The organism is Gymnodinialimonas sp. (assembly GCF_059726805.1).
The window spans coordinates 853,647-878,478 of record NZ_AP041059.1 but is presented as its reverse complement, the minus strand read 5'-3'; the positions used below and the strand labels follow the sequence as shown (position 1 = coordinate 878,478).

Here is a 24,832-nt window from a genome sequence, read left to right as displayed (position 1 = left end):
GGGACTATCCTTTCGCGGTGGTCGCGAGGTAGCGGCCGTATTGGGTCTTGCTGAACAGGTCCGCGCGTTTGGCCAGACCCTCCGTATCGATCCACCCGGCGGCAAAGGCGATCTCATCCGGCGAGCCCACTTGCAGGCCCTGCCGCTGGGTGAGCGTGCGCACGAAGTTGCCCGCATCCAACAGGCTTTCGTGGGTGCCGGTGTCGAGCCAGGCATAGCCGCGCCCCATGCGCTCCACCGTCAGGGAGCCTTCGTTCAGGTAGCTTTCCAGCAGGCTGGTGATCTCCAACTCGCCCCTTTCGGAAGGGGCAACGCCAGCGGCGCGCTCGGGCGCGGTGCCATCCAGGAAATAAAGGCCCGTCACCGCGTAGTTCGAGGGCGGCACCTTGGGCTTTTCGATGATCGAGGTGACGCTGCCGTCGGGGGCGAAATCGACCACGCCGTAACGCTCAGGGTCTGTGACGCGGTAGCCAAAAACGGTGCCGCCGGTGTCACGCGCGTCAGCGGCGGCGAGCGCTTCAGGCAGACCGTGGCCGAAGAAGATGTTGTCGCCCAGAACCATCGCCGAGGGCGCGCCATCGAGGAAGTCTTTCGCCAAAAGGTATGCCTGCGCCAGTCCGTCGGGGCTGGGTTGCTCGATATAGGTCAGGCTGAGGCCCCATTGGCTGCCATCGCCCAAGGTGCGCTGGAATTGCGCCTGATCCTGGGGCGTGGTGATCACAGCAATCTCTCGGATACCCGCCAGCATAAGGACCGAGAGCGGATAGTAGATCATCGGCTTATCGTAGATCGGCAGCAGCTGTTTCGAGACGCCGACTGTCACCGGGTAGAGCCGCGTGCCAGAGCCGCCTGCCAGAATAATCCCTTTGCGCGCCATTCTTAGCGTCTCCGTCTCGTGAACTCGCGCCACGGGTAGCGTGTTTGGGTCGTCTTGCCAATGTGGCAGACCCCCTTCGTCCGTAGTGCGCCAAGTTGGTTAAGAATGCCTGAACGCGTTTACGATTCTCGCAGATCGGCGAGCACATCGCGCAAGTCGGTGCGCCAATCGGGGCGGTCGATGCCGAAGGTGGATGCGGTAGCCGTGCAATCGAGCCGCGAATTCAAGGGCCGCGCGGCGGGGGTGGGGTAATCGGACGAGGGGATGTCCGTGACGTCGACGCGAAGATCCGCCTCGGCAAAGATCGCGCGGGCGAATCCCGCCCAGGACACATCCGGCGCGCCCGAGAAGTGGTAGGTGCCCGACTTCGACGGGTCACGCTGCAAGGCCTCGGCCATCGCCACGCAGGCGCCCGCGATGGCGCGCGCCGAGGTCGGGCCGCCGACCTGGTCTGCGACGACGCGCAGGGCATCCCGCTCCGCGCCCAAACGCAGCATCGTCTTGACGAAATTCGCCCCGAATGCCGAGAAAACCCAGGAGGTGCGCAGGATGGCGTGGGCGGCACCAGAGGCCCGCACGGCGTCTTCGCCCGCCAGCTTCGTGCGCCCGTAGGCGCCCAGCGGCGCGGTCGGGTGATCCGGCGCAAATGGCGCCTGCCCTGCCCCGTCAAACACATAATCGGTGGAGATATGGACAAGCGGTATCCCCTTGGCCGCGCAGGCTTTTGCCATGGCCGCGGGGGCTTTCGCATTGACGGCATCCGCCAAAGCTTCCTCCGTCTCCGCGCGGTCGACGGCGGTATAGGCGGCGGCGTTGATGACAGCCGTCGCATCGCTTGCGGCAATGATGTCGGCGCAGGCCTGCGGGTCGGTCAGATCAGCCTCTGCCCGGCCCAGCGTCTGCACCCCAAGCCGCGCCAGTTCCCGCGCCACTTGGCCCGTCTGGCCAAACGCCGGCAGGCTCATGCCTTGGTCCCCAGCCGCGCGCCCACCCCGTCGCGCGCCTGAAGGGCCCGCCACCAATCCTCATTGGCAAGGAACCAATCGACCGTCTTGGCCAGGCCCTCTTCAACGGTGACGGAAGGGGTCCAGCCAAGCTCTGCCTCGATCCGGCTGGCATCAATCGCGTAGCGCATGTCATGGCCGGGGCGGTCGGTGACGAAGGTAATCAACTCCGCGTGGGGCGCATTTTCAGGACGCCGCGCGTCCAGCAACCCGCAAATCGTGCGCACCAAGTCGATGTTCGTCCGCTCATTATGGCCGCCAATGTTGTAGCTGCGGCCCACTTCACCCTTCTCCAACACACACAGCAGCGCGTCGGCGTGATCCTCCACATAAAGCCAATCGCGGATGTTCCGCCCGTCGCCGTAAACCGGGATCGGGTCACCCGCCAGCGCCTTCAGGATCACCACGGGGATCAGCTTTTCAGGGAAGTGATACGGCCCGTAATTGTTGGAGCAATTGGTCAGCAGGACGGGCAATCCGTAGGTCTCGGCCCAGGCGCGCACCAGGTGGTCCGAGGCGGCCTTGGAGGCGGAATAGGGTGAATTCGGCGCGTAGGGGCTGTCTTCGGTGAAAAGGCCCGTGTCCCCCAGGGTGCCGAACACCTCATCGGTGGAGACGTGGTGGAAACGGAACGTGTCGGGCTTTCCGCGCGCCTCCCAATGGGCGCGGGCGGCTTCGAGCAGGGTGTAGGTGCCCGTGACATTGGTCTGGATGAAGGCGCCCGGCCCGTCGATGGAGCGATCCACGTGGGATTCAGCGGCGAGGTGCAGGATCGCATCCGGGGCGTGGCGGGCGAGGATACTATCGACGGCCTCCCGGTCACAAATGTCCGCCTTCTCAAAAGTATAGAGGTTGGATGCGGCAACCGGCGCGACGTTCTCCAGACAGGCCGCATAGGTCAACGCGTCAAGGTTGATCACCTCGTGCCCGCGCGCCACGGCCAGCCGCACGACGGCTGAGCCAATGAAACCCGCGCCGCCGGTAACCAGGATCTTCATGGCGCGGCCTCGTAGATGAATGGGCTGTCGAGGTCCCTGAGCGCGGGCGCGATGGCGTCCTTGTCCGACAGGATCGGCGCGTCACTCAGGCCCCAGTCGATCCCGATCTCCGGGTCATTCCAGATCACCGCGCCCTCGGTCTCGGGCGCATAGAAATCACTGCATTTGTAGATGATTTCCGTGCCCGGCTCTCGGGTGACAAAACCGTGGGCGAAGCCCGCCGGCACCAGAAGTTGCTTGCCATTCTCGAACGTCAACTCGATCCCGAACCACTGCCCGTAGGTGGGGGAGCCTTTGCGGATATCGACGGCCACGTCAAAGAGCCGTCCGCGCCCACAGCGTACCAGCTTGTCCTGGGCGTGCGGCGGGGCCTGGAAATGCAGGCCGCGGATCGTGCCCACCTCGGCGGACAGCGAGTGGTTGTCCTGCACGAAGGTCGTCGTGATGCCCTGCTCCGCGAGCTTGGTGGCGCTGTAGGTTTCAGCAAAGAACCCCCGCGCGTCGCCAAAGCGTTTCGGGGTGATCACCAAAAGGCCCTCAAGACCGGTTTGTTCAATGTCCATCGGGTCGCCTGCTCTGCCGCCGTTTTGCGCGACATTGCCATGGGCGCGCGCGCCCCGCAACGGGCGCAACCAAAGCCTTGCAAGGCTTTGCCCAAACCCTTGCAAGGGTTTGCGCCCGGCCCGCCGCTTGGCACATCAATGCCAGTCGAAGAACCCGGCACCTGCGCGCGCGCGCAGGTCGCGCGCCATGTCAGCGCCAAGCGCGGCCCCATCCTCGATGGGCGCCGTTCGGTCGTCGGTCAGCACCTCGGACCCGTCGGGGCGCAGAATCTCGCCGCGCAAGCGCAACGTCCCGCCGTCCAGTTCCGCCAGTGCCGCGATGGGGGTCTGACAAGACCCGTCGAGGCCCTTCAGGAACGAGCGCTCCGCCGCAAGCCGTTGACCTGTTTCCGTATTGTGGATCGCCGCCAACATGTCTGCGGCGCGGGTGTCGCTGATCCTGCGTTCGATCCCAATCGCCCCCTGGGCCACGGCGGGCAGCATATCCTCGACCTCAATCGCCGACTTCACCACTTCGTCCATCCCCAGCCTGCGCAGACCCGCCATCGCCAGGAACGTCGCGTCGGCCACGTTGTCGCCCAGCTTCTTCATCCGCGTCTGCACATTGCCCCGGAACTCCACCACGTTCAGGTCGGGCCTGCGGGCAAACAGCTGCGCCCGGCGCCGCAGGGAGGACGAGCCCACAATCGCCCCTTCAGGCAGCGCCTGGAGGCTGTCATGGTTCACGGAGACAAACGCATCACGCACATCCTCGCGCGGCAGGTAGCAATCCAGCATCAAGCCGTCCGGTTGCACCGTCGGCATGTCCTTCATCGAGTGCACCGCGATGTCGATGGAGGCGCTCAACATGTCCTCTTCGATCTCTTTGGTGAACAGTCCCTTGCCGCCAAGCTCCTTCAATGCCACATCTGCATCAATCAGGGACCGGTCATCCCCCGTCGTCTTAATCACAACGATTTCAAAGGCTTCTTCGGGAAGCTCAAAGGCTTCCATCAGGCGCGCGCGGGTCTCGCGGGCCTGGGCCAGGGCAAGGGGCGAGCCTCGGGTGCCGATGCGGAGGGGGGCGTCGGGGGTTGGTAAGTTCGTCGTCATGGACCCTCTTTAGCTGTGTCAACCTGGGTTGAGACCCTCTTTAGATGTGTCAACTTGGGTTGACAACGCTGTTGCGTGTGACACTCATAAGGCGAGTAATCTGACCACCCTTACGACCCTGAGGATATCTACCATGGCCGACAAGAAAAAACTGCTCCGCTCGCTCGCGGGCGAGGCCATGGATGTCCCCCCGGTCTGGCTGATGCGCCAAGCGGGGCGTTATTTGCCTGAGTATCGCGCCACCCGCGCCCAGGCGGGTGACTTCCTGTCGCTGTGCTACAACCCTGAATTGGCAGCGGAAGTCACGCTGCAACCGATTCGCCGCTACGGCTTTGACGCCGCGATCCTGTTTGCCGACATCCTGCTGATCCCCGAGGCGCTTGGCGCCGATCTGTGGTTCGTGACCGGCGAAGGCCCGCGCCTGTCCACCATCACCGACGCCTCTGGCATGGCGCGGATGAAGACCGTGGACGACATCCACGAGACGCTGAACCCGATATACGACACCGTGAAAATCCTTTCCGAACAATTGCCTAAGGAAACGACGCTCATCGGCTTTGCGGGCGCACCCTGGACCGTGGCGACCTACATGATCGCCGGGCGCGGCACGCCCGACCAGGCCCCCGCCCACAAGCTGCGCGAGGGCGACCCGGCGACGTTTGACGCGCTGATGGACCTGATCACGGCGGCCACGATCGAATACCTGGATATGCAGGTGAAAGCGGGCGCGGAGGTTGTGAAGATCTTCGATTCCTGGGCCGGGTCGCTCAAGGGAGAGGCCTTTGACACATACGCCCTCGCCCCCGCAAAGCGCATCATCGCCGAGCTGAAATCGCGCCACCCGGACCTGCCGATCATCGCCTTCCCCCGCGAAGCCGGTGAGAAATACGTGGGCTTTTCCAAAGCAGTCGGCGCCGATTGCCTGGCCATCGATACCTCGGTCGACGCGACATGGGCGGCAGAGAACCTGCAGGTGGACGGCTGCGTGCAAGGCAACCTCGACCCCAAACTGATGATCACCGGCGGCGACGCGTTGCGGTCCGAGGCCAAGCGCATCCGTGATGCGCTCAAGGGCGGGCCGCATATCTTTAACCTCGGCCACGGCATCACGCCAGAGGCGGACCCCGAGAACGTCCACGTTCTACTGGACGCGATCCGCAACTGACCCCGGCTGCCAGCCGCTAACGCGTTCCATAGGGCACGAACAGCCTTTGCGCCCCCGGTCTTCGTATCAGTTGCCGAATGCCCATACACACCTGCGCGCGGATGCGGCGGTGGGTCTGCGCGGGCGATTTCGGCGCGTTCGGGCGCGCCTCCTGATCAATCGTGCTTTCTGTCTGGATCGGCGGAGTAAGACCATAGGCCGCGCATTGGTCCAACTGCACGGCAAGGGCGGGGACGGCTTGCCAGGACATTACATCATAGGCCGCACAAATGATCCCATCGGCAAGGCCCGGCGCTTGCGCCACATTGGCCAGCAGTTTGCGCGCGCCCGACGGGCGCAGCACGTAGGCTGCCGCGCCGGAGCGGTCCTGCCAAAGGCGGTGCATCGGGGCGGCGGCATGAGCGCCGCGCGCAATCAGCTTGGCCCGGCCACGGGTTTCCAGGGTGACATGATCGGCCTCAGGCAACGCCGCAATCTTCTGCAAGAAGGCAGGCGTATCGGCGTGCAAAACCGCGTCGTCTTCCAGGATCAACATCGGGGCATCAGCGTCCACCACCCGGCCCCATGCGGCGCGATGCGACGCCATCGCGGCCATTTCAGTGATCCGCATCGGACGTTCCCAAAGGGTCCAGTAAGGGCTACTTGCGGGTGGGCTCAGGGTTTTCGGTGTGGTGGCCTCCAGCCGCACAAAACCGATCCCAAGGGCGGTCAGTTGATCCGCCATGAAGGCCATCCGCGTGGTCTCGGACGCGAGGTTTATCACCAGCGCCTTCACCCCAACTCTCCCCGGAACGCCGCTAGATAGGCGTCCACGACGGCGTCTTCACTGAACATTTCTGCCAGCCGCGCCGTGCCTGCCGCCGCAAAGCGCACGCGCAAAGCGGGGTCGTCCTTCAGGGACTGAAGGCCCGCCGCCAGCCCGTCAAGATCATCAATCTCCACCATGATCCCATCGACCCCGGGGCGCAGGAACCAGTCCGGCCCCTCGGCGCGGGTGCTGACGACCGGGACGCCCGCTTGCCATGCATCGAGGATGACATTGCCAAGCGGTTCATGCCGGGACGGAAAGGCCACGGCGTCGGCTGCCGCCAGATGGTGGACGGGTTCTTCCACCCAGCCGATGAACCGGGTGCGATCCGCGACCCCCGCCTCTTTGGCGAAAGCCTCCAGCGCGGGGCGTTCCTTGCCGTCGCCGATCAGCCAAAGGTAAGCGCCATCGATCCGCGCGGCGGCACGGATCGCAAGGTCAAGGCCCTTGCGGTGCACAAAGCGCCCGGCAGCGGCGATCAGGAAGGCATCCTCAGGCGTATCATGGGCCGCGCGGGCCACCGGCACGGGCGTCACCGGGCGGGCGAAATTGCTGATGACAAGGCCGGGCTTGGCCCAGCCAAGGCCCTGGCAATGCTTGATAATATCGGGCGTATTGGCAACCAGCGCGTCGCAGCGATGAAAATGATCAAGGTGTTTAGGGTAGTCCCCCAGCCGCGTCATCTTCACGGCAGGCGCATAGTCCGGGATCGCACGCGCAGCGCGGGGCATCCAGGCGAGGATCGCGTCCGGCTGCCAGGTGCGGCAGGTCTGGCGCAGCTTCCATTCCAGCCAGAACCGGCTCAGCGAGAGATATCGGTAATTGTCGCGAATGACGGGGCCAAGGGGGGCAATCTCCCCCTCCCACACACGGCCGGGGCGGATCGCGAAACGCTGCTCGACCCCCCGCTTGTCGAAGGCCTTGGCGAGGTTCACAAAGAACCGCTCGGCCCCGCCATCTTTGCCGAAATGAATATGGAGGACCTTGGGGGCGTTCATTTCGCCCCCCGCGCGCGGTGCCATCGAAGCTTGGCCTGATAGGCAAGCTGCGTGCGCAATCCCCGCCATAGCCGCTTGAGCCCGCCCTGGCTTGCGTCCCGGCGGGCATTGCCGATGGTCCCGGTCACGGCCTGCTGGTCACCCACCTTGATTGGCGCAGGCAGGGTCAGCGCGACGCGCAGGCCGGTTTCCCAGACGTATTTCTGGTCCTCATCGACGGGGCGGAAGAACGGCAAGGCCTGGTCGGCAAGGCGCTGCGCGGCCTGTTTTGTCAGGCCGTATCCGATCAGGCAGGTGGGCACGCGGTAGGGGATCGTAAGGCGGATCGTATCGGTCAGCGGACGCTCGGACAGCTGCTTGGCATCGGGAGAAAAGGTGAAAAGTTTCACCATGTCCCAATCGCTGCCGCCGTCCTGGGTGAGCGCTTGTAAAGTCGCGGCCAGGCTGGTGTCGGCCTCAAAATCATCCTCGAAAATGAACCCTCCGGCGGCGTCGCCGGACGCAATCGCGCGCCAGGCGTCGATGTGGGACAGGTAGCAACCGATCTCCGCCGGGACGAGGTCGTGGCGGGCGCGTTTGGCGTTGGCCTCCGCGTCGTAGACACGGGCAATTTCGTCGGACGGAAGCTGCCACCCGTTGACCGCGTCAATACGGCGGAACGGCAGCCCGGCCGCGTCCAATTGCGCTCGCGCGTTCTCCATCCGGGCCGTGTTGTCGGCCAGGTTGATGACGTAAGAGGGCCAGACAGACGTCATGGCGCTTTGCGCTGATAGAGCACCGTCTTGTGGCGTTGCTCGGTCGGATGCAGGCCTTTTTCCGCCAGAACAATATCCATCGCGGCGATCTTGTCGGCGCCCACGATATGGGGATGAACCTCGATGATCAGGGCGCGCACGCCGGTCAGGTTGGCGGCGGTCAGCAGTTCAACCTCCGCACCTTCCACGTCCATCACGATGACATCGGGGGCCACTTCTTCCATCACCCGCGCAATCGGCGCGCTTTCCACGGTGATCTCATCGCCGGGCAAGTCGCGGTTGATCAACGACGACGACAGGATGCCCGGGTCGGCGAAGAAGCGGATCGGGGTGCCATCGACGGTGACGGCCTGCATCCGCAGATCCGGGGTCAGGTCGTTCTCGGCGTAATTGGCGCGGATCATCGGCTCCAGCACGGGGTTGGCCTCGAACGAGGTCACGCGCCCCTCGCCGGCCAGCTTGGCACAGAGGATGGAGACAAACCCGATACCGGTGCCCACTTCCAGTACGCGGTCGCCGGGCTTGACGATCTTCAGGGCCAGTTCGGCCTCCACATCCTCATACCCGCCCTTGAAAATATGGCCCCGCACCGATTTGGGCAGGTCAGACGCCCCGGTCTTCAGGCGCACGCCGAAGTGGCTGTAGTGGCCGGTGCCGAGGGTCAGATGCCAGGCGCGGCGCAGATTTCGGAGGGGGTCGGCCATGGGATCACCTGTCGTGGGAACGCGTGTCGTTTAGCCGGATTGAGCGTGTTGCGAAAGGGGCCTCAGGGCGCCGAGAGGAGGCGGCGGTAGATCGCCATGATCGCCTCCGCCTCCTGGGTGATGCGAAAGTTGGCCTCCACATGGGCGCGGGCGGCTTGCCCTTGCGCCGCGCGCAGGGCGGCGTCGGCTGTGTAGCGGGCGATGGCTTCCGCCATGGCGGGCGTATCTTCCGGCGCAATCAGGGTGCCGGCTTGCGCGGTGATCAGCTCCGGGAAGGCGCCGACTGTGGTCGCGACGCACGGCACACCGCAGGCCATGGCCTCAAGCGGGGTGAGGCCGAAGCCCTCCCACCGTTGCGGGGCAACGAACAGGTCGAGCACGCGGTAGTAATCAGCGATCTCATGAACCGGAACCTCGGGCAGGATATGCAGGCGGTCGGTCAGGCCAGCGCCCGAGATCTGGGTCCGCAGCGCCTTGAGGTAATCGGCGTGCTCAGACGTCGCGCGCCCCATGATGAGGCCGTGAACCTCCGGGTTGCCTTGCAGCACCGGGATCATCGCATCAACGAAATCGCCGGTGCCTTTCTGGGCGCGGATACGCCCGTAGCAACCCACCAGAACAGCATCCGGCAGGTTGAGCTTCGCCCGCAACGCCGCCTTGTCCGGCGCAGGCGTAAAGCTGTCGGCGTCGATGCCGTGAAGGATCACGTCGGCGGGCCGCTCCAGATAGCTCGCCGTCTTCTGGGACGTCGCAATAACGTGGTCCATCTGCCCGATCAGCCACCTGGTGTAGCCCGTGTGCTTGCGCTGCGACGCCGAGGTGAAGACCAGCTTCAACCGCTTGCGCAACAGGTGCTTCAACGCCAGACCCGCCAACATCTCTGTATTGCGCCGCGCGTGCCAGACGCGCGCGCCCTGCGGGCCCTTGCGCGGCATGGTGATCAACTGGCCAAGCCGGATCTGCGGCACGTGGTCCGGCAATTCGGGCGACACCGCCGCCAGCGCCATCTCCTGCGCCTGCAATGGCACCAGCCGCACGATCGTCGCCGTCACCCCGCTCAGGCGCTTCTTGAAGTTCGGCACCAGGACGTCGAGGTGGGCCGGATCCAGGTCCACCCCGCTAGGTCCACTTGGCGATGGGCGGCAGAGACATCAGCACCGCGTTGGCGTCATGGCCCGTTTCCAGGCCAAACTTGGTGCCCCGGTCATAGACGAGGTTGTATTCGGCGTAGAGCCCCCGGTGGACCAACTGCTTTTCGCGATCTTCCTCGGTGAAGGCCTCATGGCGGCGACGCTCCACGCAGCCCAGAAACGCGGGCAGGAAGGCCCGTCCCACGTCCTGGGTAAAGGCAAAATCCGCCTCCCAATCGCCGGTGTTGTGGTCATCGTAGAAGATGCCGCCGACACCCCGCGCGCGGTTGCGATGGGGGACATAGAAATACTCATCCGCCCATTTTTTGTAACGATCATAAAGGTCTGCCCCATGGGGGTCGCAGTGCTCCTTCAGGGTCTGGTGAAAAAACGCCGTATCCTCGTCGTATTCAATCGCCGGGTTCAGGTCAGACCCGCCGCCAAACCACCAGGCCCCGGGCGTCCAGAACATCCGCGTGTTCATATGAACCGCGGGCACCCGCGGGTTCTGCATATGCGCCACCAGGCTGATGCCCGACGCCCAGAACCGCGGATCATCCGCCATCCCCGGCACCCCGCGCGCGGCCATGGCCTTCTGGGCGCGCTCGCCCAGCTCGCCGTAAACCTCCGAGACATTGACGCCGACCTTCTCGAAAACCCGCCCGCCGCGCATGACGGACATCAAACCGCCGCCCGCGTCCGAGCCATCCTCGGACGTGCGCTTGGTCTCGCTGACTTCGAACGTGCCCGGGCCCGCATCGCCGCCCTGGGTCTGCTCCACCTGCTCAAACGCCGCGACAATGTCGTCGCGCAAGCTGCGAAACCACGCGGCGGCCCGAGTTTTGTGATCAGGGGTCAAATCGGTCATCTTCGGGGCGATCCTTTTGCAACACTTGGCGCCCCTATTAGCAGAGCAAATCCACCTCCGCCACACGATCAGGCATCCGCGCCGCGCCACATCTTGGCGTGAGTGTTGCCTGAAGGACCACATCTGCCAATTCCCTGCATCTATTGGCATTTTCCGCACGTGAGCATGGATTTTTGGAAAAACTTATCCTACAAACGAAGTTAATCGCCGCATCAGACGGCACCAGAGGCAGATAGAGCAGCTCATGTTCGTACGGAATTTTTATGCCGCCCTTTTGGGTGTGTGTGTGGTGTTTGGTGTCATGGTCTCTGGCCATGTTCAGGCCGCCCCCTACGCCGCGATGGTGATGGACGCCCGCAATGGTGAGGTGCTGCATTCGCGCAATGCCGACACCCGCCTGCATCCCGCCTCGCTCACAAAGATGATGACGATCTACATCGCGTTCGAGGCGATCCGCCTGGGCGAGATCACCCTCGATACGGAAGTGACGATTTCGGCCAATGCCGCGAATGAGCCGCCCTCGCGCCTGGGCCTGCGCGCGGGCTCCACGATCCGCCTGCGCTACCTGATCCGCGCCGCCGCCGTGCGCTCTGGCAATGACGCCGCCACCGCGATTGGTGAGGCGATTTCTGGCTCCGAGGCCGCCTTTGCCCGCCGCATGACCCGCACCGCGCGGGCTTTGGGCATGACCCGCACGACCTTTCGCAACGCCCACGGGCTGACGGAAGAAGGGCATCTTTCGACCGCCCGCGACATGACCATGCTGGGTCGACGGCTCGTCTATGATTATCCGCAGTACTACAACCTGTTCTCGCGCGTCACCGCAGATGCGGGCATTGCCACGGTGCGCAACACCAACCGTGTCGTGCTGACGACCTATCGCGGGGCCGATGGCATCAAGACAGGCTACACAAGGGCGGCAGGGTTCAACCTCGTGGCCTCCGCCCAGCGCGGGGAAGAGCGGATCATCGCAACGGTGTTTGGCGGCCGAAGCTCGGCCTGGCGCAACCAGCGGGTGATGGAGCTGCTGGATATGGGGTTCGAGCGCGCGCCAAGTTCAGTGGCGCTGCGAACGCCCGCCTTGCCGACATACGCCGATAACGGCGGCCCCACGGGCCAGACCTCCACCCCCCGGGGACAGCGCGCGCCAGAGCGGTCGATGCGCCCGGTGACGCGCCCAAGCGGCGGCGTGGACGCGACGGTTTTGGCGGCGATCAACGAGGCCGTCGGCGAAGCGCTGGAACCCGGCGCTGACGTGGCCGCAGCGGTGGAAGCCGCCTTGAGCGCCGTCGGCGCGCCCGACGACAGGCCCGCCCCCCGGCCCGAGCCGCAAGCTGCGCTGGAGCCCGAGCCCGCGCCGATCCCACCGCCCGAGCCCGAACTGGTGACACGGGCCTCCTCCACCGGGTCCCGACTCTACGGCGTCTCCCTGGGGCCGCAGGTGTCCCACCACGCGGCAGAGCGGTTGCTCTTGCGCACAGCCCTGGCCGAGTTGGGCACCTTTGACACCGCGCTCAGGCGTGTGGTGAACGGCAGCCGAGGCTATGACGCGCGGTTTGCCGGCATGACCGAGGATCAGGCCAGCCGCGCTTGCGCCAGATTGTCAGCCCGCGACGTCCCCTGCGAAACTTTCGGGCCCTGACACCCGCATAAAGACCCAAAACCAAAACGGCGGCCCCATCAGGCCGCCGTTTCCATGTTCACCCTACGGGACGGCGGGAGGGGCGCCGTTTACGGCTTTTGCAAAGCAAAAGACCGTAGACCAGCGTCTCACCCGTCCCTACTTCGGCTTGTCGTCATAGTCATCGCGCAAAATCCGTTGCGCGTCGCCCTCCGGGTCATCGAACTGGCCCTTCTTCAACAACCACCAGAACGCCGCCAGCCCCACAGCCCCCAGAAACAGGCTCACCGGGATCAGGATACCCAGCACATCCATCAGCGCAGCCGCAACGCGTTGAGCGAGACCGTGAGCGACGAGCTGGACATCGCCAATGCCGCGATCAGCGGCGAGCACAGGCCCGCCACCGCCAAGGGCACCGCAAGGAGGTTGTAGACGGAAGCGATGGTGAAATTCTCCTTGATTCGGGCCCGCGCCGAGGTGGCCGTTGCCATGGCGTCCAGGATCGGGGCCAGGCTGCGCCCCGTCAACACCATGTCCGAGGCCGCCCGCGCCGCCTCCAGCGCCGAGGCCGGAGAGATCGAGACATCGGCCGCCGTCAGCGCCGCCGTGTCGTTCATCCCGTCGCCCACCATCAACACGTGGCACCCCTCCGCGCCCAGCCCTGCAATCGCCTCAGCCTTTTCAGCCGGGCGCGCCTCGGCCACAACCTCGTCGATGCCGATACGCCCCGCAAAGCGTGTCACCGCGGCCTCGACATCGCCGGACAGCAAGATCACCCGCTTGCCCTGTGCCTTCAGGCCCGCGATCAGCTCTTCCGCGCCGTCGCGCAAGGTGTCGGTGAAGGTGATGGCCACCGCCGGCCCGTCGCCGATCCGCAGGTAGGTGGCGGTCGTCCCCACCGCCTCGCCTCCGCCAACCCAAGCCGCACGGCCCAGGCGAACGGGCGTTCCGCCCCACAGGCCTTCAACGCCAAAACCCGGCCTCTCCACGATGTTCTCCACCGGCGCAGGCCGCACCCCTTGCGCCGCCAATCCGCGCGCCACGGCTGCTGCCAACGGATGCGCGGAGCCCTGCGAAAGGGCCAGCGCAATCCGGCCCGTCTCCGCGTCCAACTGGTCGAGCCCCAGGGGCTCGGGCGCGCCATCGGTCAGCGTGCCGGTCTTGTCGAAAACCACCGTGTCGACCTCGGCCAGCCGTTCTAACGCCGTCCCGCTCTTGATCAGCAACCCCTTGCGAAACAACCGGGCCGAGGCCGCCGTCGTCACCGCAGGCACCGCCAAACCCAAAGCGCAGGGGCAAGTGATGATCAGCACCGCCGCCGCGATGTTCAGCGCCACCCGCAGGTCCCAGGTGGCGACAAACCAGCCCACCGCCGCGAGGGCCGAGATGATGTGAACCCCCGGCGCATACAGCTTGGCCGCCGCATCGGCCAGCGACGTGTAATTGTTGCGCCCGGCCTCGGCCACGGCGATCAAATCGGTGATCCGCGCCAGATCCGTGTCGCGTCCTGCCGCCATCACTTCCACCGTGATCGGGCCGGTCAAATTCGCCTCTCCGGCATGGACTGGATCGCCGGGTCCGGCGGCGGCGGGCAGTGTTTCGCCGGTCATCACCGATCGGTCCAACTCCGTCGCGCCCTCCGCCACACGGCCATCCACCGGGATCCGCCCGCCCGGCAGCACGCGCACCAGATCGCCGGGGCGCAGGTCAGCCACGCCCACCGTCTCGGTCACGCCCCCGTTCAACCGCAACGCGCGCGGCACTTCCAGCGCCGCCAATTCCTGCGCGGCAGAGCGCGCGTTCGCCCGCGTCCGGTGATCCAGATAGCGGCCCGCCAGAAGGAACGCACAAAGCGCAATGGCCGCGTCAAAATAAGCGTGTTCGCCCGACAGCATCGTCTCGTAAAGCGAGGTGCCCACCGCCAACACAATCGCCAGCGTGATCGGCACGTCCATGTTCAACCGCCCCGCCTTCAGCGCCGCAAAGGCCGAGGCATAGAACGGCTGACCGCAGAAAATCACCGCCGGGATCGCGATCGCGCCGCTGATCCAATGCATCATGTCACGGGTCACGCCCTCGGCCCCGGACCAGACGGCGACAGACAGCAGCATCACATTCATCATCGCGAAGACGGCCACCGCCAGACGCATCAGCAACGCGCGCCCGCGCGCGTCCACCTCGGTCGCGGCAAGGACGCCGGGATCAAGCTCATGGGCCTCAAACCCCGCCTCTGTCAGCGCAGCGGTCAACGTATCGACGTCAACATCAAGATCTGCCTCCACCGCCACGCGGCGTAGCGTCAGGTTCACCCGCGCATCGCGCACGCCGGGCAACGCGTGCAACACACGCTCCACCCCAGAAATACAGCCCGCGCAATGGATGCCGGGCACGGCCAGCATCAGCCGCGCCTCGGTGGGCGCAGGCCCGGCGATCTGCTCGGCCAGGGGTGCCGCATCACAGGCCGGGCACGCCGAGGGGCGCGCAGGGTCGGCGTAGGCGGTCATCGCGCCGGGATCGTGAAGGTGATGTTGTGGCGATAATCCGTGCCATCGCGCGACACGCCGATCATCCGCAAACGCCAACGGCCCACGTCAAGATCGGCGGGGGCCACCAAGGTGCCGTTGGGCCCGCGCGTCAGCTCCAGCATCTGATCATTGGCCCTTGTCGTGGGCCTTGTCAGAAGGGCCGACAGCTCCGCCGGATAGACGGGCCGCCCGGCCTCATCCACAAGCGTCAGGGTCAATTCGGTGCGTGTCGCTTCCACCGACGCCTCCCACCCCAGCGCCTCCTGGGCATGGCGGCGGACATCGAAGGTCTGGCTGTCGGCATAGCTGGACGACACCTCCAGGCCCGGGAAGGTCGACACCGCCTGGAATGCCATGAACAGGTTCACACTGACGATGACGGCGAAGCAGCCACCGAAGATGCCCAGGATATGGTATCCGTTCAGCTTGCGCGGGGTTTGAGTGTCAGAGGTCATTGGGCAGCCTGTCCGAAAAAGGTTTGCGATTGAAAGGCGCGTTCGTTGGATTCGAATTCCTCGACCCAGAAACGCAGGTCCGTCCGTTCCGCCGAGGCGGCGGGATCATCGGCGCGCGCGATCACATAGACCCGTTGTAGGAGTGTCTCATCGGCAGGCACCTCAACCATCAGGTCCTGGCTGCCTTCGAGGTCCACGCGTAGGATCTCTTCCGAGGTCAGGCCGATGCGGAACACCGCGTCATCCCCGGACATGTTGCGAATGCGCACATCATAGGTGTTGCGGATCGACCCATCGGACAGGGTCACGAACTGCGGGTTGCGCACGGCGGCGACGGTCACGTCGATCTCGGACCGGACGAACAGCGCGACCACAAGGCCGATGCCGATCGCGGACCAAAGGGCGGTATAGATCAACGTGCGCGGGCGCAGGATGTGGCGCATGATCGGGATCTTCTTGTTGCCCGCGCGCTCATGGTCTTCATCGGTCAGCGCGAGGTAATCGATCAGCCCCCGCTCCGCGCCGATCCGGTCCATGATCTCATCGCAGGCATCGATGCACAGCGCACAGGTGATGCATTCCATCTGCTGGCCATCCCGGATGTCGATGCCCATGGGGCAGACGTTCACGCAGGCGTTGCAGTCGATGCAATCGCCCAGAACGGTCACCTCGGGCTCTGCGGTGGAGGTGGCGCCCGGCTCCTGCCCGGTGATCAGGGGGCCGGCGAGCCGAGATTCCGCGATGGCCTTTTCGGCGGCGACACGGCGGTTCTTGCCCTTGCCGCGCGGCTCTCCGCGCCAGTCACGGTAGGCGACGGTGATCGAATGCTCATCCATCATCGCGCCCTGGATGCGGGGCCAGGGGCAGGCGTAGATGCAAATCTGCTCACGCGCGAAGCCGCCGAAAAGGAAGGTGGTGGCCGTCAGCAGACCAACGGTGGCATAGGCCACGAAGGCGGCCTGGCCGGTGACCAGGTCCACAAGCAGCGTCGGCGCGTCAGCAAAGTAGAAGACCCAGGCGCCGCCGGTGGCCACCGCGATCAGCAACCAGACGATCCATTTGGTGATGCGCAGGCGCCATTTGCGCCCGTCCCATTTTGATTTCCACAGACGCAGACGGGCGTTGCGGTCGCCCTCAATCCAACGCTCGACGGTGTAGAAAAGGTCAGTCCAGACGGTCTGCGGGCAGGTGTAGCCGCACCAGACGCGGCCGAGCGCCGAGGTGAATAGAAACAGGCCGAGGCCCGCCATGATCAGCAAGCCCGCGACGAAGTAGAATTCGTGGGGCCAGATCTCGATCCAGAAAAAGAAGAAGCGGCGGCCCGCCATATCCACAAGGACGGCCTGATCGGGCAGGTTGGGGCCGCGGTCCCAGCGGATCCAGGGCGTGATGTAGTAGATCCCGAGGGTGACAATCATGATCACCCATTTGAGGTTACGGAAGGTGCCTGTGACCTTCTTCGGGAAGATCGGCTCCTGCGCCGCATAAAGCTTTGGCGGGACGTCAGTAGATGACATGGATGATGTGTCCTGAGAATCGTTTTCTGTTCGCCCCTCAGGTATAGGCACCGGCGATTTCCCCGGCCTTGACGTGGATCAAGTCTCGGGCGCCGCGATTGTTGCGGCGGGCTGAATGCCGGAGGGGGCAGAAAAGAAGAACCAGCCCCCCGATAAAGCGCGAACAGGACGGGGAGCTGGCTTGAACCTGCGGAGATGGAAACCGCAGGTCGTCTGGGTCGGCCGGGGCGGGCGCATGCTTGTCGCCCGCTCAAACCCTTGATCTTGAACGGGGCACCCGAAAGCGCCGCCGTTCGGTTTTGCTTGGGCCGGGGCTACTCGCCACCGCCCAGGCTGTGCACATAGATCGCGGTGGCGCGCACCTCGGCCTCGCTCAGGCGACCGGACCAGGGCGGCATCACCCCAAAGCGGGAGTAGCGCACGGTTTCCTCGATGGCCTCCGGCGTGCCGCCATAAAGCCAGATGCGGTCCGTCAGGTTCGGTGCGCCCAAAAACCGGTCGCCCAGCCCTTCGTCCCCGTGACAGGCCGCGCAATTGTCGAGGTAGACGGTCTCGCCCGCCGCCGCGAGCGTCGCGTCGGCCTCTTGCGCGGAGATATCCAGCACGTAATTCACCACCTGAGCGACTTCCTCATCGCTCAGCAGATCGTCAAATGCCGTCATCTCGGACCAGCGCGCGTCGGGGTCATCCTCGTTGCGGATGCCGTGGGCGATGGTCAACTGGATGTCTTCCACCGAACCGCCCCAAAGCCAGTCGTCATCCAGAAGGTTCGGATACCCCGCCGCCTGCACGCCCGCCGCACCGCGCCCGTGACACTGCGAACACCAGGTCGCGAAGGTCGAGCTGCCCGACTGGATCGCGTAGTTGTAGAGGTCCGGCATCTCATCCTGCGTCACCTCCGCCAGCTCCACCTCGTTCAACTGGGTGCGCAGATCGGCGTTGAGGGCATCGAAACGCTCGATATCCTCGGCCACTTCGGCGCGGGTCGAATAGCCCAGAAAACCGGGCGTAGCACCCGAAATCATCGGCCAGGCCGGATAGGCGATGGTGTAGACCACGCCCCAAACGATGGTGATGTAAAGGCACCACAGCCACCAGCGCGGCAGCGGATTGTTGAACTCTTGGATCCCGTCCCACGAATGGCCAGTGGTATCAGGATCGCCCTCTTGCAGGTTGGCAGCCGCCTCGCGGTCGGATTGGGTGAGTTTATCGCTCATTATTGGGCCTCCTTCGTCTGGGCCGCAGAGATGTCGTGATCGGATGCGGGCCGATCATCATGCCGGAACGGGATATCGGCGGTGTCTTCATGGACAGCGCGGGACCCGGGCCGAAAAGCATAAAGGACAAAGCCCAGAAAGCTGAGCACCAGAAACACGGTGCCGATGCTGCCTGAAAGCTCGCGCAGGACGGTGTAATCAAACATATCTTCCCCCTCCCCTAGCGGCTTTCGTCCGGCGTGAAGGTCGAGAAATCGACCATCGTGCCAAGCACTTGCAGATAGGCAATCAACGCATCCATCTCGGTCACGTCCGGGTTGCCGTCGAAATCGCGCTGCTGCGCGCCGGGGTATCTGTCGGTCACGCCGCTGTCGCCGAAATCCGTGGCCTGCTCGATGAAATCCAGCCGCGCATTCTCGATCATCTCGTCGGTGTACGGCACGCCCACGATCCGGTGGGTGGACATCAGGTCCCCGATCCGCTCGCCATCCAGATCCACATCGGCCAGGAAGGCATAGGGGGGCATGATGCTTTCCGGCACCACCGATTGCGGGTCGATCAGGTGATCGTAATGCCACTCATCGGAATAGCGCCCGCCAACCCTTGCCAAGTCCGGCCCCGTCCGCTTGGACCCCCACTGAAACGGATGGTCATAGCGGCTTTCGGCGGCCAAGGAGTAGTGACCATACCGCTCTACCTCATCACGCATCGGGCGGATCATCTGGGAATGGCAGTTGTAGCACCCCTCCCGGACATAGATCTCGCGCCCTGCCAACTCCAGCGGGGAATAGGGGCGCACGCCGTCCACATCCTCGATGGTGTTTTCCAGGTAGAACAGGGGCGCAATCTCCACCACGCCTCCGACGGTGACGACCACAAAGCTCAGCGCCAGAAGCAGCGTCGCATTGGTCTCGATCTTCTTGTGTTGGTCTAGAATTCCCATGGGTCAGACCTCCTTATTCAGCTGGGACTGCGGAATTGGTGTCGGCCACAGCCTCACCGCTTCTGACAGTCATCCACAGGTTCCAGGCCATGATCAGCGCCCCGGACAGGAACATCACCCCACCCAAACCACGGACCACATACATCGGGAATTTGGCTTCCACGGTGTCGGCGAAGGAGTTCACGAGGAAACCCTGCGCATCCACTTCACGCCACATCAGGCCTTCCATGATGCCGGTGACCCACATCGACGACGCGTAAAGAACGATACCCACGGTCGCGAGCCAGAAGTGCCAGCTGACGGCGCGCACGCTGTAAAGCGTCTTGCGGTTCCACAGCTTCGGGAACAGGTAGTAGAGCATCCCGAAGGTGATCATCCCGTTCCACCCCAACGCGCCAGAGTGCACGTGGCCAATGGTCCAGTCGGTGTAGTGGCTCAGCGAGTTGACCGCGCGGATCGACATCATCGGGCCCTCGAAGGTCGACATGCCGTAGAACGCCAGGCTCGTGACCATCATCCGCAGGATCGGGTCGGTGCGCAGCTTGTCCCAAGCCCCTTGCAGGGTCATCAGACCGTTGATCATGCCACCCCAGGAGGGCATCCACAGCACGATCGAGAACACCATGCCAAGGGTCGAAGCCCAATCCGGCAGCGCGGTGTAGTGCAAGTGGTGCGGACCCGCCCAGATGTACAAGAAGATCAGCGCCCAGAAGTGGATGATCGACAGCTTGTAGGAATAGACCGGGCGACCGGCCTGCTTGGGCACGAAGTAGTACATCATGCCCAGGAAGCCCGCGGTCAGGAAGAAGCCCACGGCGTTGTGGCCGTACCACCATTGCGTCATGGCGTTCTGCACGCCCGACATCACGGTGACCGAGGAGGATCCGAAAATCGAAACCGGCACCTGCATGTTGTTGACAAGGTGCAGCATCGCGACGGTGACGATGAACGACAGCAGGAACCAATTGGCCACGTAGATATGCGGCTCTTTCCGGGTCAGGATGGTGCCCATATAGGTGGCAAGGAACGCGACCCAAACGATGGTCAGCCACAGGTCAACATACCACTCGGGCTCCGCGTATTCCTGGCCCTGGGTCGATCCCAGAAGGTAGCCCGTGGCTGCCAGGACGATGAACAATTGATAGCCCCAGAAGACGAACCAGCTCAGGTTGCCACCCCATTGGCGCACCGCACAGGTGCGCTGGCCGATGTAGAAGGTGGCCGCGAGCAGGGCGTTACCGCCAAATGCGAAAATCACCGCAGAGGTGTGGAGGGGCCGGAGACGCCCGAAGTTGAGGTAGGGTTGCGCCCAGTCGAAGTTGAGCACCGGGAACGCCAGCTGGAAGGCGATGAACACCCCCACCAGAAATCCCGTGACGCCCCAGAACACGGTGGCAATCGCCGCCGCCTTCACCGGGCCATCCATGTATTCCCCAACAGGTGCCGGTACTATTTCCTCTCCCAAGCGGCGCAGTTGCCACACGAAAAGGCCAGCAGCCACCAGCATGATCAAGATCGCATGGACCTTGTAGGCCAAGTCCAGTCCGTAGTTCGCGGCAATTGCCGCCAGGACCGCGATCAGCCCAAGGATCGCAAGCTTCACGTAATCAAGCATCGATCGTCCCCTTCTTTCGTGCCATGGCGCTGCGGTCGGGAAGTCCCAATGCGAGTCGCCACAGCTGTTCCATCCGGGTCTTGATCGCGGATTGTGGGGATGCGCACCTTGATCTGGGTCAAGAAGACCCCGAGATAGCGGTGCTTTTGCGCAGATTCTGAAAAGCGTTTGAATTCAGATGTTTAGATAGGTGCTCAAGCTTGAGCACCCTCAGACCCTGCGTGAAATCGCGGGATCAGGGGCGTCCTGATGGGGAATAAGTCAGGCCAGCATTCCGCCATCGGCGTCATCGCCGGTCTCGATCAGAAGGGCATCAAAGTCCGGCACCACGACCTGCCGCTTGCCTTCCAGCAAGATCACCCCGTCGCGTTTCAGGCCCGACATCTGGCGGCTGACCGTCTCTAGGGTGAGGCCCAGATACTCGGACATCGCCTCGCGGGTGAGGGGCAGTTCGAACTGCATGTCAACGCCCGGCCCGAACTCGGTTCCCCCGGCATTGCGACGCGCCAGGATCGCGAGGAAACTGGCGATTTTCTCACGCGCGGTCTTGCGACCCAGGATCAGCATCCATTCACGCGCGGCGTCCAATTCGTCCAACGTCATCTCCAGCAGCCGCTGGCTGACGTGGGGCGTGTTGGCGATCACATCCTGGAACGGCTTGCGGCGGAAACAACACAGCGTCACATCCGTCGTCGCCGTCACATCATAGGACACCGTCGAGCGATTGGGCCTGCCAATAAAGTCAGAGCCCAGCAGCAAGCCAACCATCTGGCGGCGCCCGTCTTCCATCGTCTGCGTCAGCGTCGCGACGCCGGACACGACAGAGGCCACGAAATCCATTTCGTCGCCCGCCCAGACGATCATCTCGCCAGCGGAATACGTCCGATAGGTCTTGATTGATTCAAGCTTCGCCAGCTCATCCGTATCGCAATGGGCGCAAACGGCATTGTGGCGAATAGGGCAGTCGGCGCAATCGCCGCTGGCCTTGAAGGAAACTGGTCTGTCGTTCATGGCGTGGCCCCCGCGTGAGTGAACCACCGATGTCGCCGCTTGATCCATATCAAGGTGGCGGGTCCGGTCATGTGCATAGGCTACCATATGGATCAGTATTCTCAACTGCGGCGTTTCGGACTCCTCGATGCTAATTTGCCGAGGTATACCTCTTACCCGCCTGCCCCGCGGTTCGCGAATAACGTGCGATCAAGGGATTTCCGCGCATGGCTGTCGCAACTCCCGGCTGACACGGGCATCTCGGTCTATCTGCATATCCCTTTTTGCCAACGTTTATGCTGGTTCTGCTCGGCGCGAACCCAAGGGGCGCCCGGCGGCGCGCCGGTGGCGGCCTATGTCGATGCTTTGATCCAAGAAATCGGCAATTTGCGCGCGATTTTGCCGCAGGGCATCCATGCCAAGCGCATCTACTTCGGCGGCGGAACCCCAACAATACTCTCCCCCGCAGACATCTCGCGCCTTGCAAGCGCGCTGATTGAAGTGATCCCGCTCAGCGGCGCGAATGATGCCCCGCCCGAATTCACGGTCGAGATTGACCCCAATGAAATCGATGACGCCCGAATGGACGCGCTGGCCGCCGTGGGAATGACGACGGCCTCCATCGGCGTGCAGGATTTCGATCCGGACATCCAGAAGATCATAGGGCGCGAACAGAGCTTCGAGGCGACAAAAGCGGCGATCGACGGGCTGCGCGCGCGCGGCCTGCGCAGTTTGAGCATGGGCGTCCTCTACGGTCTGCCCCGCCAAACCCGATCTCGTCTTACGCTGACCACCCAGATGATGCTGTCCTTCGCGCCGGACCGGATCGCCGTGCAGCCCTACGCCCACGTACCCTCGATCGCGCGGCGCCAATCGCTGATCCCGACCGCCGACGTGCCGACGCCGGAAAAGCAACTTCAGCTCTTTGATACGGCGCGCCAGATCCTGACGTGGGATGGATACGCGCCCGTGGGGATCGACCATTTCGCCCTGCCCTCGGACCGTTTGGCCAAGGCGGCAAAGTCTGGCGACCTCAGGCGGTCGTTCGAGGGATACACCGATGACACCGGTGGGGTGCTGTTGGGGCTTGGCGCCTCTGCCATTTCGCGACTGCCCCAGGGCTATGCCCAGAACGCCCCCAGCACGACCGGCTATCTCAGGTCCGTCCATGCCGGTGGCATGGCGACGTCGGGCGGGCACCGGATCAACGCCGTGGACGCCCTGAGGGCGCGCATGATCGAGATGATCCTGTGCGATTTCGGGATCGACGCGGAACGACTGATCGCCGAGGGGTTTGGCCCGCAGTCGCTGATCACCGCCCTGCAGGATCAAGTCCTTCGGCACTTTCCGGGCCAGGTCCTTTCCACGGCAACGGGCATCACCATCCCGCGCCACGCCAAGGCCCTGGCCCGCGTGATCGCGCGGGATCTGGACAGCTACACAAAGCCCGCCAAGGAAAACCCGGAAGACACTTGATACCGCGCGCCCTTCCAGGGCGGCGGCACAAGGTTACTTCCCCCGCTTGTGGCGCGAGGCACTCATCGCGGTTTTCACCATCTTCTTGAAGTCCTTTTCCCGCGCGCGGCGTTCGTGGATGGCTTCCTGGTTGATCGCGTCTTCCCGCACCAGTTTGGCAAACCGCCTTACGCGGTCGGCGTCCAAATCGCCCGCCGCAACCGCCGCCTGCACGGCGCAGCCGGGCTCGGACGCGTGGGCGCAATCGCGGAACTTGCAGGTCTCGGCCAGCGCCTCGATATCGGCGAAAACGGCGCCGATCCCCTCGGACGCATCGTTGAGCCGCAACGCCCGCATCCCAGGCGTGTCGATCAGCCAGCCGCCAAAGATCGTCTTGGCCAACCCGCGTGATGTGGTCGTGTGGCGGCCCTTGGCGTCATCCTCGCGGATGCCCGCCGTGGCCTCTGCCGCGCCGGTCAGCGCGTTGGCGAGCGTGGTCTTGCCGACCCCGGAGGAGCCCACGAGCGCAAAGGTCTGCCCGTTCTTGGACCAGGGCTTCAGCAGCTCTGCCGCGTCGTCTGCCTTGGCGTTCATGGCCAGCGCACTTGCCAGCGGCGACAAAGCCTCGGCCCGTTTCTCATAGTCGCGCGGGTCCTCGGCCATATCGGCCTTTGTCAGGATAATCAGCGGCAGGCATCCCGCTGACGCCGCCATGGCCAGATAACGCTCCAGCCGCGCGACATTGAAGTCGGCGTTGCACGAGGTGACGATACCCAGCGTGTCGACATTGGCGGCGATCAGCTGCGTCTCCATCCCGGTTCCGGCGGCCCGACGCGACAGCAGCGTGTCACGCTCTAGCCGGCGCAGGACGGTGCCTTGGCCCACATCGGCCAGCACCCAGTCGCCGGTGACGTAGTCGCCGGTGCTCTCGTCCCCTTTGGTCACAAGGCGCAGGGGCCCCTCGGCGGAAAGCGCCGTAATGCGCGTGCGAGAGACCTTGTTGACGCGCGCGGGCGTCGCCGCCGCATCCTCATCTGTGAGTTGCGCGATATGCCGTCCGGTCCAGCCGAGCTCAGCAAGTGTAGAAGTGGTCATTGTATGAAATCCCGAAAAGTCATGACACGTCGCACAGCATGCAGCTGCGCGGTCAATTCATCGGGCGCGGTCTGACATCAGACACGTATGTGCTGTCAGACACGGGGCCCGGAGGGGATGGATGCAATCGGCATGGGACCTCCGGTTTCAGGGTTTCACATCACCTCCGCAACGGGAGGCAGGGTGGTGAGGAGTTGGACAACGACCCAAGCGGGAATCGTTACGGCTGCTTCCTTCCGGATCTGACCGGGTTGGCGAAGTGCTTGCCCGCGCCAACCCCTCACCCTGCTAGATAGGGGCATCCCGGGAAAATCGCAAGACGCTGTTGGCGCGGTGCTGCGGGCCGATAGGCGCCGATGACCCGCCTACAAAGACTTTCCCCATATTCGCGCCACATTCCGCGCCTATGTTAACCGGACGTACGAGGAGAAGGACCC

General features: G+C 64.3%; 24 protein-coding genes and 1 other RNA gene. 3 read left to right on the top strand and 22 right to left on the bottom strand.

All coding sequences use genetic code 11. From position 1 onward, the window contains the following. Positions 1 to 4: 4 nt before the first annotated feature. The 5 genes from rfbA to hemC form a co-directional block, all read right to left on the bottom strand. The gene (gene rfbA, locus AC6I9R_RS04440) at positions 5 to 877 is read right to left on the bottom strand and encodes a glucose-1-phosphate thymidylyltransferase RfbA (RefSeq protein WP_461427616.1); all 873 of its coding nucleotides are present in this window, start codon (positions 875 to 877) and stop codon (positions 5 to 7) included. 119 nt (positions 878 to 996) lie between these two features. Continuing rightward, complete coding sequence (gene rfbD / locus AC6I9R_RS04435) at positions 997 to 1,842, bottom strand: dTDP-4-dehydrorhamnose reductase (protein WP_461427615.1); 846 nt, start codon at positions 1,840 to 1,842, stop codon at positions 997 to 999. Beyond that, positions 1,839 to 2,879 carry a dTDP-glucose 4,6-dehydratase gene (gene rfbB / locus AC6I9R_RS04430; RefSeq protein ID WP_461427614.1) on the bottom strand — a complete coding sequence of 347 codons (1,041 nt, stop codon included), beginning with the start codon at positions 2,877 to 2,879 and terminating at the stop codon, positions 1,839 to 1,841. Before rfbB ends, rfbD begins: the two co-directional genes overlap by 4 nt. Continuing rightward, on the bottom strand, positions 2,876 to 3,442 hold the full coding sequence (rfbC, locus tag AC6I9R_RS04425) for a dTDP-4-dehydrorhamnose 3,5-epimerase (RefSeq protein WP_461427613.1): 567 nt from the start codon (positions 3,440 to 3,442) through the stop codon (positions 2,876 to 2,878). The genes rfbB and rfbC overlap by 4 nt, the downstream gene beginning before the upstream one ends. Before the next feature lie 135 nt (positions 3,443 to 3,577). Further along, positions 3,578 to 4,534, bottom strand: a complete 957-nt coding sequence (gene hemC, locus AC6I9R_RS04420; RefSeq protein WP_461427612.1) for a hydroxymethylbilane synthase — start codon at positions 4,532 to 4,534, stop codon at positions 3,578 to 3,580. A gap of 133 nt (positions 4,535 to 4,667) precedes the next feature. Between hemC and hemE the strand changes: the two genes are divergently transcribed. Then, positions 4,668 to 5,699, top strand: a complete 1,032-nt coding sequence (gene hemE, locus AC6I9R_RS04415; RefSeq protein ID WP_461427611.1) for a uroporphyrinogen decarboxylase — start codon at positions 4,668 to 4,670, stop codon at positions 5,697 to 5,699. Positions 5,700 to 5,715: 16 nt separating this feature from the next. On the opposite strand, the gene AC6I9R_RS04410 is transcribed toward hemE, so the two are convergent. The 6 genes from AC6I9R_RS04410 to hemF all read right to left on the bottom strand — a co-directional run bounded on the left by AC6I9R_RS04410 (position 5,716) and on the right by hemF (position 10,962). Beyond that, on the bottom strand, positions 5,716 to 6,474 hold the full coding sequence (locus AC6I9R_RS04410; protein ID WP_461427610.1) for a glycosyltransferase family 25 protein: 759 nt from the start codon (positions 6,472 to 6,474) through the stop codon (positions 5,716 to 5,718). Further along, positions 6,471 to 7,529, bottom strand: coding sequence for a glycosyltransferase (locus AC6I9R_RS04405; RefSeq protein ID WP_461427609.1), 1,059 nt, complete (start codon positions 7,527 to 7,529; stop codon positions 6,471 to 6,473). The genes AC6I9R_RS04410 and AC6I9R_RS04405 overlap by 4 nt, the downstream gene beginning before the upstream one ends. After that, positions 7,502 to 8,260: a glycosyltransferase family 25 protein gene (locus AC6I9R_RS04400; protein WP_461427608.1), complete on the bottom strand. Its 759-nt coding sequence runs from the start codon at positions 8,258 to 8,260 to the stop codon at positions 7,502 to 7,504. Before AC6I9R_RS04400 ends, AC6I9R_RS04405 begins: the two co-directional genes overlap by 28 nt. Continuing rightward, complete coding sequence (locus AC6I9R_RS04395; protein WP_461427607.1) at positions 8,257 to 8,964, bottom strand: FkbM family methyltransferase; 708 nt, start codon at positions 8,962 to 8,964, stop codon at positions 8,257 to 8,259. The genes AC6I9R_RS04400 and AC6I9R_RS04395 overlap by 4 nt, the downstream gene beginning before the upstream one ends. Positions 8,965 to 9,026: 62 nt before the next feature. After that, on the bottom strand, positions 9,027 to 10,079 hold the full coding sequence (locus tag AC6I9R_RS04390) for a glycosyltransferase family 4 protein (RefSeq protein WP_461427606.1): 1,053 nt from the start codon (positions 10,077 to 10,079) through the stop codon (positions 9,027 to 9,029). Positions 10,080 to 10,083: 4 nt separating this feature from the next. Further along, positions 10,084 to 10,962: an oxygen-dependent coproporphyrinogen oxidase gene (hemF, locus tag AC6I9R_RS04385; protein WP_461427605.1), complete on the bottom strand. Its 879-nt coding sequence runs from the start codon at positions 10,960 to 10,962 to the stop codon at positions 10,084 to 10,086. Between the two features lie 244 nt (positions 10,963 to 11,206). On the opposite strand from hemF, the gene AC6I9R_RS04380 reads away from it, so the two are divergent. Continuing rightward, positions 11,207 to 12,604, top strand: a complete 1,398-nt coding sequence (locus AC6I9R_RS04380; protein WP_461427604.1) for a D-alanyl-D-alanine carboxypeptidase family protein — start codon at positions 11,207 to 11,209, stop codon at positions 12,602 to 12,604. Positions 12,605 to 12,742: 138 nt separating this feature from the next. Here AC6I9R_RS04380 and ccoS read toward each other — a convergent pair whose 3' ends face one another. The 9 genes from ccoS to fnrL form a co-directional block, all read right to left on the bottom strand. Further along, on the bottom strand, positions 12,743 to 12,898 hold the full coding sequence (gene ccoS, locus AC6I9R_RS04375) for a cbb3-type cytochrome oxidase assembly protein CcoS (protein WP_461427603.1): 156 nt from the start codon (positions 12,896 to 12,898) through the stop codon (positions 12,743 to 12,745). After that, a complete protein-coding gene (locus tag AC6I9R_RS04370) occupies positions 12,898 to 15,087 on the bottom strand; it encodes a heavy metal translocating P-type ATPase (protein ID WP_461427602.1) in 2,190 nt (729 codons plus the stop codon). Before AC6I9R_RS04370 ends, ccoS begins: the two co-directional genes overlap by 1 nt. After that, positions 15,084 to 15,563, bottom strand: a complete 480-nt coding sequence (locus AC6I9R_RS04365) for a FixH family protein (protein ID WP_461427601.1) — start codon at positions 15,561 to 15,563, stop codon at positions 15,084 to 15,086. The genes AC6I9R_RS04370 and AC6I9R_RS04365 overlap by 4 nt, the downstream gene beginning before the upstream one ends. Then, the gene (locus AC6I9R_RS04360) at positions 15,560 to 17,080 is read right to left on the bottom strand and encodes a 4Fe-4S dicluster domain-containing protein (RefSeq protein WP_461427600.1); all 1,521 of its coding nucleotides are present in this window, start codon (positions 17,078 to 17,080) and stop codon (positions 15,560 to 15,562) included. The genes AC6I9R_RS04365 and AC6I9R_RS04360 overlap by 4 nt, the downstream gene beginning before the upstream one ends. A gap of 314 nt (positions 17,081 to 17,394) precedes the next feature. Then, a complete protein-coding gene (gene ccoP, locus AC6I9R_RS04355) occupies positions 17,395 to 18,297 on the bottom strand; it encodes a cytochrome-c oxidase, cbb3-type subunit III (protein ID WP_461427599.1) in 903 nt (300 codons plus the stop codon). Continuing rightward, positions 18,297 to 18,503, bottom strand: a complete 207-nt coding sequence (locus AC6I9R_RS04350; protein ID WP_461427598.1) for a cbb3-type cytochrome oxidase subunit 3 — start codon at positions 18,501 to 18,503, stop codon at positions 18,297 to 18,299. The genes ccoP and AC6I9R_RS04350 overlap by 1 nt, the downstream gene beginning before the upstream one ends. A gap of 14 nt (positions 18,504 to 18,517) precedes the next feature. After that, the gene (gene ccoO / locus AC6I9R_RS04345) at positions 18,518 to 19,240 is read right to left on the bottom strand and encodes a cytochrome-c oxidase, cbb3-type subunit II (protein WP_461427597.1); all 723 of its coding nucleotides are present in this window, start codon (positions 19,238 to 19,240) and stop codon (positions 18,518 to 18,520) included. Positions 19,241 to 19,253: 13 nt separating this feature from the next. Continuing rightward, on the bottom strand, positions 19,254 to 20,855 hold the full coding sequence (gene ccoN, locus AC6I9R_RS04340; protein WP_461427596.1) for a cytochrome-c oxidase, cbb3-type subunit I: 1,602 nt from the start codon (positions 20,853 to 20,855) through the stop codon (positions 19,254 to 19,256). Between the two features lie 261 nt (positions 20,856 to 21,116). Next, a complete protein-coding gene (fnrL, locus tag AC6I9R_RS04335) occupies positions 21,117 to 21,866 on the bottom strand; it encodes a transcriptional regulator FnrL (protein ID WP_461427595.1) in 750 nt (249 codons plus the stop codon). 183 nt (positions 21,867 to 22,049) lie between these two features. Between fnrL and AC6I9R_RS04330 the strand changes: the two genes are divergently transcribed. Next, positions 22,050 to 23,321, top strand: coding sequence for a radical SAM protein (locus AC6I9R_RS04330; protein ID WP_461427594.1), 1,272 nt, complete (start codon positions 22,050 to 22,052; stop codon positions 23,319 to 23,321). 33 nt (positions 23,322 to 23,354) lie between these two features. Here the strand turns inward: AC6I9R_RS04330 and rsgA are convergent, their stop codons facing one another. Both rsgA and ffs read right to left on the bottom strand, forming a co-directional pair. Next, positions 23,355 to 24,395: a ribosome small subunit-dependent GTPase A gene (rsgA, locus tag AC6I9R_RS04325; RefSeq protein WP_461427593.1), complete on the bottom strand. Its 1,041-nt coding sequence runs from the start codon at positions 24,393 to 24,395 to the stop codon at positions 23,355 to 23,357. Between the two features lie 185 nt (positions 24,396 to 24,580). Next, positions 24,581 to 24,677, bottom strand: an RNA gene (gene ffs / locus AC6I9R_RS04320) — signal recognition particle sRNA small type. Positions 24,678 to 24,832 lie beyond the last annotated feature (155 nt).

Excerpts from the sequence above, each read along its gene's own strand:
- ccoO (WP_461427597.1), bottom strand. The coding sequence starts at position 19,240 with ATGGGAATTCTAGACCAACACAAGAAGATCGAGACCAATGCGACGCTG.
- rfbA (WP_461427616.1), bottom strand. The coding sequence starts at position 877 with ATGGCGCGCAAAGGGATTATTCTGGCAGGCGGCTCTGGCACGCGGCTC.
- AC6I9R_RS04365 (WP_461427601.1), bottom strand. The coding sequence starts at position 15,563 with ATGACCTCTGACACTCAAACCCCGCGCAAGCTGAACGGATACCATATC.
- AC6I9R_RS04380 (WP_461427604.1), top strand. The coding sequence starts at position 11,207 with ATGTTCGTACGGAATTTTTATGCCGCCCTTTTGGGTGTGTGTGTGGTG.
- hemF (WP_461427605.1), bottom strand. The coding sequence starts at position 10,962 with ATGACCGATTTGACCCCTGATCACAAAACTCGGGCCGCCGCGTGGTTT.
- AC6I9R_RS04350 (WP_461427598.1), bottom strand. The coding sequence starts at position 18,503 with ATGTTTGATTACACCGTCCTGCGCGAGCTTTCAGGCAGCATCGGCACC.
- ccoP (WP_461427599.1), bottom strand. The coding sequence starts at position 18,297 with ATGAGCGATAAACTCACCCAATCCGACCGCGAGGCGGCTGCCAACCTG.
- ccoN (WP_461427596.1), bottom strand. The coding sequence starts at position 20,855 with ATGCTTGATTACGTGAAGCTTGCGATCCTTGGGCTGATCGCGGTCCTG.
- AC6I9R_RS04400 (WP_461427608.1), bottom strand. The coding sequence starts at position 8,260 with ATGACGTCTGTCTGGCCCTCTTACGTCATCAACCTGGCCGACAACACG.
- ccoS (WP_461427603.1), bottom strand. The coding sequence starts at position 12,898 with ATGGATGTGCTGGGTATCCTGATCCCGGTGAGCCTGTTTCTGGGGGCT.
- AC6I9R_RS04405 (WP_461427609.1), bottom strand. The coding sequence starts at position 7,529 with ATGGCACCGCGCGCGGGGGGCGAAATGAACGCCCCCAAGGTCCTCCAT.
- rfbD (WP_461427615.1), bottom strand. The coding sequence starts at position 1,842 with ATGAGCCTGCCGGCGTTTGGCCAGACGGGCCAAGTGGCGCGGGAACTG.
- AC6I9R_RS04370 (WP_461427602.1), bottom strand. The coding sequence starts at position 15,087 with ATGACCGCCTACGCCGACCCTGCGCGCCCCTCGGCGTGCCCGGCCTGT.
- hemE (WP_461427611.1), top strand. The coding sequence starts at position 4,668 with ATGGCCGACAAGAAAAAACTGCTCCGCTCGCTCGCGGGCGAGGCCATG.
- hemC (WP_461427612.1), bottom strand. The coding sequence starts at position 4,534 with ATGACGACGAACTTACCAACCCCCGACGCCCCCCTCCGCATCGGCACC.
- AC6I9R_RS04360 (WP_461427600.1), bottom strand. The coding sequence starts at position 17,080 with ATGTCATCTACTGACGTCCCGCCAAAGCTTTATGCGGCGCAGGAGCCG.
- AC6I9R_RS04395 (WP_461427607.1), bottom strand. The coding sequence starts at position 8,964 with ATGGCCGACCCCCTCCGAAATCTGCGCCGCGCCTGGCATCTGACCCTC.
- rsgA (WP_461427593.1), bottom strand. The coding sequence starts at position 24,395 with ATGACCACTTCTACACTTGCTGAGCTCGGCTGGACCGGACGGCATATC.
- fnrL (WP_461427595.1), bottom strand. The coding sequence starts at position 21,866 with ATGAACGACAGACCAGTTTCCTTCAAGGCCAGCGGCGATTGCGCCGAC.
- rfbB (WP_461427614.1), bottom strand. The coding sequence starts at position 2,879 with ATGAAGATCCTGGTTACCGGCGGCGCGGGTTTCATTGGCTCAGCCGTC.
- rfbC (WP_461427613.1), bottom strand. The coding sequence starts at position 3,442 with ATGGACATTGAACAAACCGGTCTTGAGGGCCTTTTGGTGATCACCCCG.